This window comes from Bacillus cereus group sp. BceL220 (genome assembly GCF_051776965.1).
In the GTDB taxonomy this organism is placed as follows: domain Bacteria; phylum Bacillota; class Bacilli; order Bacillales; family Bacillaceae_G; genus Bacillus_A; species Bacillus_A cereus.
This window is the reverse complement of the sequence record NZ_JBPWBC010000010.1, coordinates 47,442-61,547: the sequence shown is the minus strand read 5'-3', so window position 1 is coordinate 61,547 and position 14,106 is coordinate 47,442. Positions and strand designations below refer to the sequence as shown.

Below are 14,106 nucleotides of genomic sequence, written 5' to 3'. Positions count from 1 at the left end.
TAAAATTCTTAAGTTAATAGGCCTTGAGTGGCATACATAGCAGAATTAACGAGTAAATGTAATAATCTCATCAACAGCTTTGATATAAACACCTGCCTCACGGAATGATTGACTAATTTTTTTGGCATTCTCTTTGTAAATCGAATGCTGCAACACTTCATTAACGGCATGTTTTAAATCCTCGGCCGATAATTGCTGGATATTTAACATAAATCCTGCGCCAAGTTCGTATACTCGCTCAGCAATCGTATGCTGATCATTTATAAAGGGGAGCATAACTAGAGGTACTTCAAAACCTTAGCTTGATGGCGATGGGTTCACCATATCAAAACAAGAAAATTGTGCGTATAGACATATTTTTCAACCGCTTCCTGTACGTTAAGGGACTCGTTATTTTTTTACAGTTTTTTATTATGAAATTCTAAATAACTAATTATAATAGGTGAAAAAAACGATCAATAGCTGGGGTACGGAAAGGATTCGAATTTACATTCTTTCTCAATACATATTATGGATAAATAAAGTAAAATATGGGTTGGGGTTATGTCTCATGTTGTGTTAATCCTAACAATAACTAAGGGTACATAATATGCTTTCATACCTTTGAATAATTTTGTTATAGAAGGGATGGAGATTTAAATGGCTCAAATTGTTGGTATTGATAGATACCTTTGTACTGGGGCTTTAATCTATATGCGTGAGGGCTTTTCCCTAAGTCTTGTCAGGAAGTAAGGAACAGTAAGCAAACACTTATACAATATGAATAGAGGAGAGGAATGCCTTATGAAAATACGTAGTCAAATTACTTGTGCAAGTCTGGCCCTTTTAATAGCTGGAAGTTCCCTGTTATATACAACACCAACCTCAATTGTAAAAGCAGAGCCCACTCAAAATGTATCTAGTTCGTTACAAACAAATACTCAACGAGATCGTACTTCTGTCAAGCAAGCAATGCGGGATACATTGCAACTTGGATACCCGGGGATACTTGCTAAAACTTCTGAGGGTGGAAAAACGTGGGGGTATGCCGCTGGAATAGCGGATCTGAGAACCAAGAAACCAATGAAAACAGATTTTCGCTTTCGCATTGGGAGTGTGACGAAGACGTTCACCGCAACAGTTGTACTTCAATTAGTTGGAGAGAATCGCCTGAAGCTAGACGACTACATCGAAAAATGGTTGCCTGGTGTCATTCAAGGAAATGGATATGATGGTAACAAGATTACTATCCGGGAGATATTGAACCATACAAGTGGTATCGCTGAATACTCAAGGTCAAAAGACGTTGATTTTACGGATACAAAAAAATCGTATACGGCTGAAGAGTTAGTGAAGATGGGGATTTCTCTTCCCCCAGACTTTGCTCCAGGAAAGGGCTGGTCTTATTCAAACACAGGATACGTATTACTGGGTATGCTTATTGAAAAAGTAACTGGAAACAGCTATGCGGAAGAGGTTGAAAATCGAATTATTGAACCACTTGAATTGTCGAATACATTCCTACCAGGCAACTCAAGTGTTATTCCAGGCACTAACCATGCCCGTGGATATGTCCAACCAGACGGAGCAAGTGAGCTAAAAGACGTTACTTATTATAACCCAAGTGCAGGTAGCTCTGCTGGAGATATGATTTCTACTGCTGACGACTTAAACAAATTTTTCTCTTACTTGCTCGGTGGCAAATTACTGAAAGAACAGCAACTAAAACAAATGCTTACTACAGTTCCTACAGGAAAAGAAGGAATCGATGGATATGGTCTTGGAATCTATGAAACTAAGCTTCCAAGCGGTGTCTCGATATGGGGACACTCAGGTGGCATTCTAGGGTTTACAACTCTAGTTGGAGGTAAACTTGGAGGCAAGCATACGTTGGTCGTCAATTGGAATAGTTTGGGTAGAACTGGCAGTCCTAATCCTTTTAAAAATATTTTACTTGCTGAATTTAGCAAGTAGGAAAAAAGGAAAAATTTATCGTAGTTTTCATAGTTAAAAATATACTTTTCTGTTTCAAAAGCCCCAACTTATTTTCAAGAAAAATAAGTTGGGGCTTTTTTTGTTTTGGTGGCGTTTATTCTTCTTAAATTGATGGCAATGTGGCTGTACCCCATGCCCATCAAGCTAACAAAATAAAATACCCCCTAAAATGAAAAAACGCGATCTATTCTTTCTGTAGAAACATAAGAATAGATCACATTTTTTATGTCTAAATTTGTATCTGATAAATTACATTATTTTCTCGAGATATTTAAAGCTTTTTATCATAATAGATCTTACGAGATTTTGCTAGAGATTTCGTTTTGTATAACGAACCAATAAATATCGATTCCATACGCATTTGTATTTTAGATTCAAACGCATTTCAGTCTTATAGGTTTCCTGCAAAAAAGAATGGAATTTAATCTATCTATAGTGATTTTTAAAATATTGTAAAATAGAACAGTATACATTTATATAATGTTCTATTTAGTTTAAACGTAATGTATATTATACTTATAATAAATAGATATGTGATATAACACTATGGCATAAAGAATATGTAAAAAGAGAATATGAAATGTTTATACGTTTGTAATAGCTAGGAGTTACACTTTCATATTAAATGTAGCACAAAAGAAAGAGGAAAATGAGAGATGAAAATCAGTTCAAGCATAAATAATAGGCTTTACCCTTTAAATAATACAGTTTTAAATAATACAGCTCCAAGTACTACAACTTCACGTATAGTGAACAATAATCAAAAACATATTCCTGAAAATAAGACTAGGGATAATCAACTTTCTGAAAAAAATATAGAACAACATATTAATAACAAATATAATTCAATTAGCTCACAGGGTCTCTCTATATTTGAATTTCTTAAAATGTTATTGGATAAAGGTGTACCTATGTCGATAATAACAGAAATATTAGTGGGAATGTTAGAGGGGCATAGTAAGAAGAGTGAAGAATCGGAGAAAGAATCAGAGAAAGAATTAGTAAAAGAATTAGATAAAGGATCAGAGAAAGAGTTAGTAAAAGAATTAGATAAAGGATCAGAGAAAGAATTAGTAAAAGAATTAGATAAAGGATTAGAGAAAGAATTAGTAAAAGGATTAGGTAATATTCAGAAATAATAACAATTTTTAGGTTTGTATTTTATCAAGTATTCAAAATCCTTTTTGAAAATCGACTTTTCTTTTGGATTTTTTTCTCAATCCCCCTTTAAAGTGTAAAAATACGCTATTCTTTCTGTAGAATCATAGGTGGTCTGACCCCATTTGGTGAGACAAAGAAAAAACACCTAGATAACATGTTTCCTATAAGCTATAGGTGACATATTATCTAATCTTCTCTGAATCCGTTCATTATTATAGTAGTGGATGTATTCATCCACAGTTTGTATTATACTATCATTATTCGATTGTTTTATATTTTGCGCATAGAATCCTTCGGATTTCAAATGAGAATGAAAGGATTCTATGAGGGCATTATCATGGCAGTTTCCTGTACGAGACATGCTTGTGATAATGCCTTTTTCTTTGGCATATGTTTGAAATTGTTTTGATGTATACACCTTTCCTTGATCCGAATGTAAAATCGTATCAATCACATTTCGCTTTCTTAAAGCCTCTTTTAGAGTATCTAATACAAGAGAAACATCCTGTGTCTCAGCTATTTTATAACTTACAATTTCATTGTTAAACCCATCTATAATAGATGAAAAATAAAGAGTCTTATTACCGAACATCAAATACGTGATATCAGTGAACCATTTTTCATTAGGCTTGGTAGCTTTAAATTTCCGCTGTATTCTATTTTTAGCTACCACTGGTTCATGACCGAGCACAAATATCTTTTTCTTTTTTCTAACCCGAGATAATACGTTGTATTTTCTCATGATACGTAATACTTTTTTATGATTCATTACGATGTTAAATTGATCACGTAGGCAAGCTGTAACCCGACGATATCCATACCGATATTTATGATGTTGACATATTTCTATTACGGTTTTTTCTTCATGATTATTTATTGTTTTCTCCTGCTTTTTCCACCGATAATAAGTAGCACGTGAAATATTAAATATGGAACACAGTTCTGCAATTGTAAAAATTGATTGCCATTCCTTTATCATTTTCATTATTTCTTCTTTTCCTCCCACCTCCTTAAGATTTCTTGGCACTTTTCCAGCAATATAATCTTTGCCTTTAAATAACGTATTTCTAATTCTTTTTGTTCAAGTTCTGTTCACCTTTTTAAGCCTTTTCCATGTGTAGATTGTCTTCCGATAGATTGTTCAAACCGATAGGTTTCGCCTTCACGATACCATTTCATCCAAGTTTTAATTTGAGCCACATGTCTAATTCCTAAGGCATCCATAATTTCTTTATTTTTAAATCCTTGGTGTTTCATTTCAACTACTTTCCACTTTATTTCGGCGGGATAATGCGCCTTTTTCCCCATACGAAAAACACCTCCATTAAAATCATAACTGATACTTACGATTTAGAGAGGTGTTTTTTATCGTCTCATTCTCAGGGTTCACTCCAATAGGAAAGGATGGCGTGTTTTTATGTCTATTTCTGTATCTGACGAACTACAACTATTTGCACAGGAGATTCAGAGTCTTTTATCTCCAAATACCCTACAGAATCTAGCTAGAGATGTTGGGTTTGTACAGCGAACAAGTAAGTATCAAGCGCAAGATTTAATAGCTTTATGCGTATGGATAAGCCAAAGTGTAGCAAAAACTTCCTTAACCCAGCTATGTAGCCGTTTAGAAGCATCAACAGAAGTACTCATCAGTCCTGAAGGACTGAATCAACGGTTTAACGCCGCAGCCGTGCAGTTCCTACAACAAATATTAGCTAAACTTTTGAACCAAAAATTATCTTCATCTAGGTTGTTTTCTTCTCCCTATACTTCTATTTTCAAGAGCATTCGCATCTTAGATTCAACTGCATTTCAACTTCCAGATGTATTTTCATCAGTTTATCCAGGTGCAGGAGGTTGTAGCCATAAGGCTGGTATAAAAATTCAACTTGAATATGACCTTTTAAGTGGACAGTTCCTCCACATTCATACAGGACCAGGTAAACAACATGATCGAACCTACGGTTCTTTGTGCGTCCCGACTTTGAAAGCGAATGATTTGTGTATCCGGGATTTAGGCTATTTTCACCTCAAAGATCTTCAACATATACACGATAACAAAGCTTACTATATCTCTCGTATTAAATCCAATACACGGATTTATCAGAAAAATCCTAACCCAGATTACTTCCAAGATGGACGAATAAAGAAGAGTACGCAATACATTCAGTTAGATATGGAGAATTTGATGAATTCCCTTCACTCAGGACAAACCTATGAAATAACAGATGCTTTGTAGAGATGAGTGACAAAGTACCAACTCGTGTCATCGTCCATCGACTTACAGAAGAACAACAAAAAAAACGTCTACGAGCTCAAGCTGTTCGAGAGAAAAAGAAAGGAATGATATATTCTCCTCGTAGTAAACGGCTCAGTGGTATAAATGTGTATATGACAAACGTCCCTATAGATATTGTCCCAATGGGACAGGTACATGACTGGTATTCTTTGCGTTGGCAAATCGAAATTTTATTTAAAACGTGGAAGTCATTCTTTCAAATTCATCATTGTAAAAAGATAAAACTAGAACAATTAGAGTGCCATTTATATGGTCAATTGATTGCCATTCTACTCTGTTCTTCTATCATGTTTCAAATGCGCCAATTGCTCCTCATGAAGAAAAAATGAGAGCTTAGTGAGTATAAAGCCATATATATGATTAAAGACTATTTTATTCTTCTATTCCAAACTATACAAAAAAACACTGAAGATCTATCAAAGGTGTTACTTCGCTTGTTCAATCTCCTACAGCAAAACGGGCGGAAATCTCATCGATATGAGAAAAAAACGGTCTTTGATATATTAGGTGTCGTTTACAATTGTACCCTGTCTGATAATCAAGCCGCTTAATTCAAAAAAATGAAACCCGTTAGGGTTTATTTCGTATGCAAATCTTTAAATTCCCTACATGTATCCTCTAGAAAAAAAGAAATAACCTCTACTATAAGTGACGTTGTATGAGCTTAGCTTGATAGCGATGTGGCTGTACCCCTATAAAGAGAAAAAAAGGAAAACTTTGAACGCCAAGCAAACGGATATTAAGAACAAATTTGAATTTTGTTAAAAATTAAAATGGAATTAATAATATAATTCCATTTTAATATTTGAGGTATTTAGTAATTTAAAAAAGTCTCTTCAAGAGATTTGAAAAGACTTTCCATTGAAATCATCAATATTACAAGAATTAACTTATAGTTGATTTTTCGTCTAGACTAGTATTCTCAAAATGTGAGATTGTTCTCTAGGATGGATAAGCCGTAGCAGAAAAAACAATGGGTTCAGTAATGTTAGCGGACCTAAAAGGGGAGATAATGGGATCAACTTGTGCTGTCAATTGATAAATATTGTTACCTAATAGAGGACTGGTATCTACATGTAACATATTAGATATGCATCCTAGTTGATCCGCATCAACGACTACAACACCATCGTGACCTTCTCAAATGATTGGTCCGCCGATACCCCTACGAATTCTCCAAAATACGAGAACATTGGAGTAACGAGTATTCCAGTTTACAAGACCACGTAATTCAATCAAAGCATTTTGAGGAATGTTGATAGCTATAGTTGTAATTGATGTTTCTACATTGCCGACTGTTAGTGGGGGCGGGTCCATAAATATGGATATTGGTTCAGAAAAAGAATAGGCCAATAACCCAATTGGTCCAGTGAAGCCGGTAGGCCCAGTATTACCTGTCGGTCCTGTGGGTATTGTAAATGTTAGAGTAGGTGGTAATATAGGTCTAATAAAATTTGGATCTAATGCAGCTTCATGTACAAATTCATACGAATTAAATGAATTTTCTTTTGACATAATTCGCCCCTAGTATATTAACCCTTTACAAATAGATGGTAAGTGGGAATGGAATATGAAAATTATAGGTTAATAAAAGATGAACTATTAGCGTTAAGAACAAAATTTAATAAAATCGTTATTTCATAGTGAAGCAAAAAGAGTACATAGCGAATATGTACTCTTGGAAAAAGGAAGTGTATATAAGTGATGAAACACTATACTTCAACATATGTTTGTCTAGTTAAAAGGTGAAAAAATTTTAATAAAATCGTTATTTGAAAGAAAGGGAGAATGAGAAATGAAGTTGCAAGACAAAAAAGGAGATAAATCACTTTGGGAGAGAGCGGACCATTGATGGTGTTGGTAAAATTCTTCTGGTTAAAGAGAGTTATATAAGTAAAACTTTGAACGGCAAGCAAGCCGATATTAATAAAATTTAAATTTTATGGGGAAATAAACATTTGCTTAATTAATGGAGTAACTTCACCTTCTAGTATTTGATATGTATTGAGACCATGAAAGTCTCCCCAAAATTTTTGAAGAGACTTTTCATTCGTATGATTAGTGATATAGGAAAGAGAAATAATAAGTTTGTTTTATTCAGTTGGAGATGGGAATCTTGCCGCTTCAAAATGCACAAACGCAATATCTTTCAAGGTATTAAGAGAAACTGGTAGATTAAATGCGAAAATTTCAACAGTATTTCCGCCAAATAAACTAAGAATAGCAGAAACCGTAATTGTATTAACAAGTGGTGCGTCTATCGGAACCGACTCTGTTTCTACAGCTACAGCATTGCCATTCACCCAAATTTTTAGATTTGTCCCATTAGTAGTTGCTCCAGATTGAGTAATAGATATAGTAGCTTGAACAAGATAAACTCCTCTTTGAGCTGGTACGAATGTAGAAGTAGCAGGATTATATTCATTATTTAAATCAAATAGTTCTTGTGGAAATAAAACTTTTGTAAATGTTGTACCTATAGTTTGTGATTGATTAATAGTGGCCCTAAATGCTGATTGTATAATTGTCCCAGTATTACCGGTAGGCCCAGTGTCACCGGTAGGTCCAGTGTCACCGGTAGGTCCGGTGTCACCAGTAGGTCCAATATCACCGGTAGGTCCAGTGTCACCGGTAGGTCCAGTGTCACCGGTAGGTCCAGTATCACCAATAGGTCCAGTGTTACCGGTAGGCCCAGTAGGTATTGTGAATGTTGGTGTAGGTGGTAATGTGGGTCCTTTTTTCTTATTTTAATCTATAAGCATATGTTGGTTGCAACTATTAATTTACGTTAGTGAAGATTCTCTTAATGTATTAAATATATTGTTTAAAGCTTAAGGACAACCTAAATATGACAATTGACCTTGTATAGTAGATTGCTGTGCCTCTAATTCGTTAATTCGTTCGTTAATTGCATTTTTTGCTTCTTGAGATGTTGCGTGATTCCATTGGTAGTATAACCCGATAAGTTTGGTACTATTTTCTTCGTATGTTGTCCTTAAACGATCGCATAGCGTTTCAGATGACAATGACATAGTCGTAGGCATAGGTAATTATTTGCATAAGAGTGTTGGTATTCATAAGGATATGGATTTACATAAGAGTATTGATATTCATTTACATAAGGGTATCGATTTAGTTGATACAAATGAAATTCCTCCTTATTCATTTTTATTTGTATGGTATGTGTCCATCGATGGATTAGTGCTAAGGGATGATAAGTACAAACGTGATCCATTTTATCAGAGGAAAAAGTGCAATTGAGCTGATAACTATGGATTTGGGAATAACATGAACTTGGTTTTAAAGTAACAGAAATGGAATTCTAGAATTTTGTGGTGTTGATATAGATAGGTTCAAATGAAGTTTTTCTGCTTTACATGTTATATTGTTTCACTGACCTACTTTTTGATAGGACTAATTTTAATTCTATTAAAATTAGTAACAGATTGTCCAAACTTTACTAATCTATCTTACATAGCATGTAGTAATAAATTAAAAGGAGGAATTTAGTATGTCTTATTACTACTGTAATCATTGTAAGGATTACAAAAAGAAATATCATGATTGTCATAGAAGCAGTAAGGGTTATGAAAAATGTGATAAAAAGCATGAGGAAAAACCTTGGGTTAATGTAAAAGTAAATTGTTGTTCTGATGATTATCAATATAATCTTGTAAGAGCATCTGCTTTTAGAGCTGTGAGCACAGTAAATCAAAATTTACCAGCAAATACATTTGTTAAGGTCTTATTTCAAAATGAACAATTTGATTTAGCGAATGAGTATAATCCAGCTACATCAATTTTTATTCCAAAGACAAGAGGTGTTTATTCTGTTATTGGGACTATTGCGTTCATTCCTAATAATCTAAACACAAATTATAGAGCGCGGGTAGAAATTCGAGTTAATGGAAATCCGGCAATTGCAATAGATAATGATTTTTTTGGTCCAATAAACTTTGCTAATGTTGTTGCTGTTTCATCAATTATTCAGTTAAATGCAGGGGATATAGTCGAGATTTTTGCACAAAGTAGCGTAGCTGGAGTTATTTCTAATGTGGAAAATAGTACGCATTTTGAAGCTGCAAGATTTCCATCTCCAAACGCATAAGTGATATGAAATTTTTTTCTGTAATTTTATATATAGAAAGTCCATAATGTATATTTGACTTGCATTTATGCAAGTCTTTTTTCGATAAAAAATGTTTATCGTGACACAAGTTGGTTACATTCTTTGGAGAATCTAAATTATTTATATGAATTTTGCATGAAGTGTACTTAGAAATAATATGTCTATAAATAAAGGGGTATCATCCAATATATGTTTTGGTTGATACTTTTTTGTTTTATGAACAAAAAGGCTATTAAAAAAAGGGTGTTAAAAATATCAAATCCTTTTCACTATATGCATTTATTTCACTGTCTCATTTAATTCTTTTCATACAGTGATTTGCATTTCTTCACCTGTTTATGAGTTACGTCCTGCACGTGCAGATCATTCACACCCTTCAAATGTACTGAATCCGAGTATCTGTACTTTTTCTTTATTAGCTAACGCATTTATTATCGTATCTAATACAGCCTGTGTTGCTGCAACTGCCTCTTTTTGTGTAAGTTCTGTTTTTTCCGCTATTACTTTTGTTAATTCTGTCTTATTCATTTTTAGCACATCTTCATATGTAATTAGGTGACTATTACAAGGTGTCTATTCTTATGATGCAATTAATAATATACATAGAAAAATTCCTAGCAAGAGCTAGGGGACAATTTCTATATGGTAGTAAGAAAGAAAATTGTGTTCATCACACAATTTGTATTTTTACAGTTTGATTGTATACAACGAAAATTACCTAATCTAGATAATCTACTTATTTCTACATAAAGGCTACTTTCAATACAATCAGTCAAATTATTACTAGTAAACCCTTTTTAGATATATAATTGTACTATTAAATGTAGTTGATACTAAACAAACATAATTTAATCTGCTTGTTCAAAGGAGATTAATAGCTAGAAATATAAAAATTTATAAAAAATAAAAAGGGTGGATAAAATGAAATCAACAGGTGTTACACGAAGAGTAGATGAATTAGGGCGAATTGTTATTCCGAAAGAGTTAAGAAGAACGTTAGGAATTGTAGAAAAAGATCCTATAGAAATATTTGTAGAAGATGAAAAGATCATTTTACAAAAATACAAATCTTATGATGCTTGTGCAATAACAGGTGATATTTCAGAAAAAAATATATCATTAGCAAATGGTCAAATCGTTCTTAGTCCTGAAGGTGCTAAACTGTTAATTAAGGAAATCCAACAGCAATTAGTTAAGTAAGACCATTCCTCTTAATACATAAAATCAAAGAAAAAGACATCTATATTGTATAGGTGTCTTTTTCTTTGATTTGAACCAATATAATTTTACTAACACTACTTTTACAATTGGAAATATATCAGCAATCTTTCATATCTCCTTCATTTTAGCACATTAAAATCTATTATTATATATATTTAAATATTAATTAAAGAAACATACATAATTTCTTTCCAAAAAACGAAAATATTATCGTGTCTGTTTCTTGCGCAAATTAGGCTATGATAAACAAAGCTAACGGTAGTTAGTAGGTTCTGATGTTTTAGCTGCTACAATACAGATGAAAAAATTAGGTGTAAAGTAGGGCAGTCGAATATCCGAACTAACAAAAATACCATCTGCGCTAGTTGGAAATACGTAGATGGATACATACGTTATTTACATTACCATATCCCAAATAATTGTACAGTATCTTGTTAATAGAGATATTGTTTTAATATTTTTAATCCCATTTCTAATTCATCTAATGAGTTTGTAGAAGAAAGAGCAATCCGTAAATACTTATTTAGAGTAGTCGGTCCACTAATAAAGCGATCAGAATGAAAAATTTGAACACCAAACTATTTTAAATCAGTTTCTAATCTTAAAGAATCAAATTGAGTCAGAATAGGGAGCCAACGATAAAAGCTCAGAGGGCGTCCAACAGGCATTATACAAGGAAAATACTTTGAATAGAGTTCATTTGCAGTTTGGGCTAGGTGCTTCTTTTGATCAACTATATCATCAGCCTTCTCCGAAAGGATTACCTCTGTTATAACCTCGGCATCAACTGAAGACGTTTTAACATTGATATTAAAAATATCTTGTAAAATATCTTTGCATAGTGACTCTCCGAAGACCATATAAGCAACTCTTAAACCTGAACAAATGCACTTTGGAGTTCCACAAATCTAAACACTTTGTTCTAGAAGTATATTGGACATAGGTTGTTGATAATCAAAAATAATACCCGTGGTCAAAAATGCATGTATATCATCTTCAATCAAAATTAAATGATGTTTTCGAATTATCACTGCTAATTCTTTCTTACGAAAATTTGCAATCATAATTGTAGTAGGATTAGAACAGGAGGACATTAGAAATATACCATGGATGTCCAGTTGGCTACACTGTTTACCAAGTTCGTCTGGAAGCATTCCAAATTCATCTCCTTGAATAGGAACTAATTGTATATGTAGCATTTTTGCTAAATCGATAAAGGTTGAATACATATATAAGCCAGTTGCAATGCAGTTTCCGGGCTTAAACAAAGCGGTTAATGTAATTGCTAAAGTATTTTGTGCACTAGAAACCATTTCCATATGTTCTTACGCTACATTAATAACGAAAGAGTTCATCCAATTCAGAACAGCCATTTTTTGATGAGGAAGACCAGTTGGGTCATGGTAGTTGAGTAATTGCTCTATGTAATTTTTATCTCCTATCTTTTGAATAACTTCTGTTACTATACTATTGGTTTGTTCAAAAGAGTTCACTTGTAGTTCGAGTTACAAATTTATTTCTTTTTCTGATCAACTTCTTCAATTGCAGCTTTTAAAAATTTTGCAATATAATCCAATAGAAACGCATTATTTACACTATCATAATAGGTTTATATATCTATACTAAACATTCAGTATATATATTCTCAATTCAATTGCTATTATTCCTGTGTTAAGTTATTAGTGAAAAATAGATTTTAACAATTAATTAATATTACAAGACATAAGGAATTGTATCACTTTAGTAATATGGATATGAATAGAATGGAGGAATAATTTTGTATAAGGTATCACAATTTAATGTACCTTTCAAAAAAGATAATATTAATTTTCTATATAATAGCCATACAGGAGCGTTTGTTAAAATTTCTGATGAATATAAGGATACTATAAAAAAAATTAGCAAAAGAGACTATAATGAGATTCCTAATTTACATTTAGAAGAATTAACTAGGGCTGGTTTTATAGTAGAAACTTCTTTAGATGAATACGGTGTTTACCATTATTTAACTAATAAAAGCCGTTTTGGAAGTGAATATTTAGGTTTAACCATAGCAACTACATTACAATGCAATTTTCGATGTCCATATTGTTATGAAAATCATGTAGATGAATATATTGAGGGACAAAAAGAAGAAGATTTGAAAAAATTCATTCAAAATAACTTAAGAAATAAGACTGAATTTTCTGTTACGTGGTATGGTGGTGAACCATTATTAAAAAAAGATCTTATAGATAGAATGTCAAAGTATATATTAACAATATGCAAAGAAAAAAATATTCAATTTAGAGCTAAAATGGTTTCAAATGGATATTTACTTAATAGAAAAATTGCAGAACATTTGGTCCAAGAGAATAACGTTAAATATGTACAAATCACATTGGACGGTGGCCCAGAGACGCATGATGTGACTAGAATCTTAAGAAATAAGCAAGGTTCTTTCAATAAAATTTTAAATAATATTAAAGAAATACAAGATATTATACAAGTCGGAATTCGTGTAAATGTTTCAAAAGAAAACGTTGCAGATGTGTATAAGCTTTTTCCTATTCTAATGAATCAAGGATTAAACAACAAAGTTTCCGTGTATTTTGCTCCAGTAGGGGCATACAATGACGTTTGTCAATCTATTAGTGAATCCTGTCTAGTAACAAGGGAGTTTGCAAAATGGGAGACAGATTTGATTGAATACGCTGATAAGATTGGCTTCAATATGGGAAATCTTTATCCTAAAAATCGTGGTGGTTGGGTTTGTCAAGCTGTAGATAATAACTCTTTTGTTGTGGATGCCTACGGTGATTTATTTAAATGCTGGCATGAAGTTGGAAATAAAAAATTAAGAGTAGGGAATTTAGCAGAAGGCATTACTTCGTTACAAACCTTAACAAAATGGATGAATTGGGAATTGCCAAACAAATGCAAGACATGTCATATTATGCCTCTTTGTAAAGGAAGATGCCCTGAACTGAGTTTAGAAAAACAAGATTTTGAATGTGATCAATTAAAATATAATATTAAAGATCGATTATATAGATATTACATAAAAAATCCTATCGATAAACAAAAAGTACCGGAAAGTGAGGTTATTAAACAATCTAGTTAATAAGAGAGTTGAAATATACTTTCAGTGAAAGGAGGTGAATATAATGGAGTACATTGTAAAGCCAATTACATTAAATCCTAAGGATAACAGTGATCGATTAGAGTGTGGTATTAAGTTTAATTAAAACTTAATGATAACAGAAATCGATAAGAGTAGGGTTTTAACAAAAGGATATGTCGTTTCCATCATATATGGTAAGATATATCCTTTTGTGTATTTTTC

Annotated in this window: 9 protein-coding genes and 6 pseudogenes; 8 read left to right on the top strand and 7 right to left on the bottom strand. The window is 32.7% G+C overall.

The features are described 5' to 3' along the window. Positions 1 to 45: 45 nt before the first annotated feature. Positions 46 to 279 (bottom strand): annotated as a pseudogene (locus ACS2FK_RS22250) (macrolide family glycosyltransferase); the annotation flags it as partial. Between the two features lie 504 nt (positions 280 to 783). Here ACS2FK_RS22250 and ACS2FK_RS22245 point away from each other — a divergent pair. Together ACS2FK_RS22245 and ACS2FK_RS22240 are read left to right on the top strand one after the other, a co-directional pair. Continuing rightward, on the top strand, positions 784 to 1,953 hold the full coding sequence (locus tag ACS2FK_RS22245; RefSeq protein WP_063549505.1) for a serine hydrolase domain-containing protein: 1,170 nt from the start codon (positions 784 to 786) through the stop codon (positions 1,951 to 1,953). 677 nt (positions 1,954 to 2,630) lie between these two features. Further along, on the top strand, positions 2,631 to 3,113 hold the full coding sequence (locus tag ACS2FK_RS22240) for a hypothetical protein (protein ID WP_063549503.1): 483 nt from the start codon (positions 2,631 to 2,633) through the stop codon (positions 3,111 to 3,113). A gap of 167 nt (positions 3,114 to 3,280) precedes the next feature. Here ACS2FK_RS22240 and ACS2FK_RS22235 read toward each other — a convergent pair. Beyond that, a pseudogene (locus ACS2FK_RS22235) lies at positions 3,281 to 4,443 on the bottom strand (IS3 family transposase). A 109-nt stretch (positions 4,444 to 4,552) separates the two neighbouring features. On the opposite strand from ACS2FK_RS22235, the pseudogene ACS2FK_RS22230 reads away from it, so the two are divergent. Further along, positions 4,553 to 5,982: pseudogene (locus ACS2FK_RS22230) on the top strand (IS4 family transposase). A 589-nt stretch (positions 5,983 to 6,571) separates the two neighbouring features. Here the strand turns inward: ACS2FK_RS22230 and ACS2FK_RS22225 are convergent. After that, entirely contained in the window at positions 6,572 to 6,946 is a 375-nt protein-coding gene (locus ACS2FK_RS22225) for an exosporium leader peptide-containing protein (RefSeq protein ID WP_230387384.1), read from the bottom strand. Between the two features lie 573 nt (positions 6,947 to 7,519). Here ACS2FK_RS22225 and ACS2FK_RS22220 point away from each other — a divergent pair. Beyond that, positions 7,520 to 7,777: a hypothetical protein gene (locus ACS2FK_RS22220; RefSeq protein WP_063549499.1), complete on the top strand. Its 258-nt coding sequence runs from the start codon at positions 7,520 to 7,522 to the stop codon at positions 7,775 to 7,777. On the opposite strand, the pseudogene ACS2FK_RS22215 reads toward ACS2FK_RS22220, so the two are convergent. Further along, positions 7,684 to 7,911 (bottom strand): annotated as a pseudogene (locus ACS2FK_RS22215) (hypothetical protein); the annotation flags it as partial. The gene ACS2FK_RS22220 and the pseudogene ACS2FK_RS22215 sit on opposite strands and share 94 nt — an antisense overlap. Positions 7,912 to 7,930: 19 nt before the next feature. Between ACS2FK_RS22215 and ACS2FK_RS22210 the strand changes: the two are divergent. After that, positions 7,931 to 8,182: a hypothetical protein gene (locus tag ACS2FK_RS22210; protein ID WP_196213904.1), complete on the top strand. Its 252-nt coding sequence runs from the start codon at positions 7,931 to 7,933 to the stop codon at positions 8,180 to 8,182. Positions 8,183 to 8,262: 80 nt separating this feature from the next. Here ACS2FK_RS22210 and ACS2FK_RS22205 read toward each other — a convergent pair whose 3' ends face one another. Beyond that, positions 8,263 to 8,475: a hypothetical protein gene (locus ACS2FK_RS22205; protein WP_230387358.1), complete on the bottom strand. Its 213-nt coding sequence runs from the start codon at positions 8,473 to 8,475 to the stop codon at positions 8,263 to 8,265. A 467-nt stretch (positions 8,476 to 8,942) separates the two neighbouring features. On the opposite strand from ACS2FK_RS22205, the gene ACS2FK_RS22200 reads away from it, so the two are divergent. Beyond that, positions 8,943 to 9,539, top strand: coding sequence for a hypothetical protein (locus ACS2FK_RS22200; protein WP_063549497.1), 597 nt, complete (start codon positions 8,943 to 8,945; stop codon positions 9,537 to 9,539). 387 nt (positions 9,540 to 9,926) lie between these two features. Here the strand turns inward: ACS2FK_RS22200 and ACS2FK_RS22195 are convergent. Next, a pseudogene (locus ACS2FK_RS22195) lies at positions 9,927 to 10,088 on the bottom strand (HU family DNA-binding protein); the annotation flags it as partial. A gap of 393 nt (positions 10,089 to 10,481) precedes the next feature. Between ACS2FK_RS22195 and ACS2FK_RS22190 the strand changes: the two are divergent. Further along, positions 10,482 to 10,760, top strand: a complete 279-nt coding sequence (locus tag ACS2FK_RS22190; RefSeq protein ID WP_000843063.1) for an AbrB/MazE/SpoVT family DNA-binding domain-containing protein — start codon at positions 10,482 to 10,484, stop codon at positions 10,758 to 10,760. A gap of 455 nt (positions 10,761 to 11,215) precedes the next feature. Here ACS2FK_RS22190 and ACS2FK_RS22185 read toward each other — a convergent pair. Then, a pseudogene (locus ACS2FK_RS22185) lies at positions 11,216 to 12,274 on the bottom strand (aminotransferase class I/II-fold pyridoxal phosphate-dependent enzyme); the annotation flags it as partial. 284 nt (positions 12,275 to 12,558) lie between these two features. Between ACS2FK_RS22185 and ACS2FK_RS22180 the strand changes: the two are divergent. After that, positions 12,559 to 13,884, top strand: coding sequence for a radical SAM/SPASM domain-containing protein (locus ACS2FK_RS22180; RefSeq protein WP_063549491.1), 1,326 nt, complete (start codon positions 12,559 to 12,561; stop codon positions 13,882 to 13,884). Positions 13,885 to 14,106 lie beyond the last annotated feature (222 nt).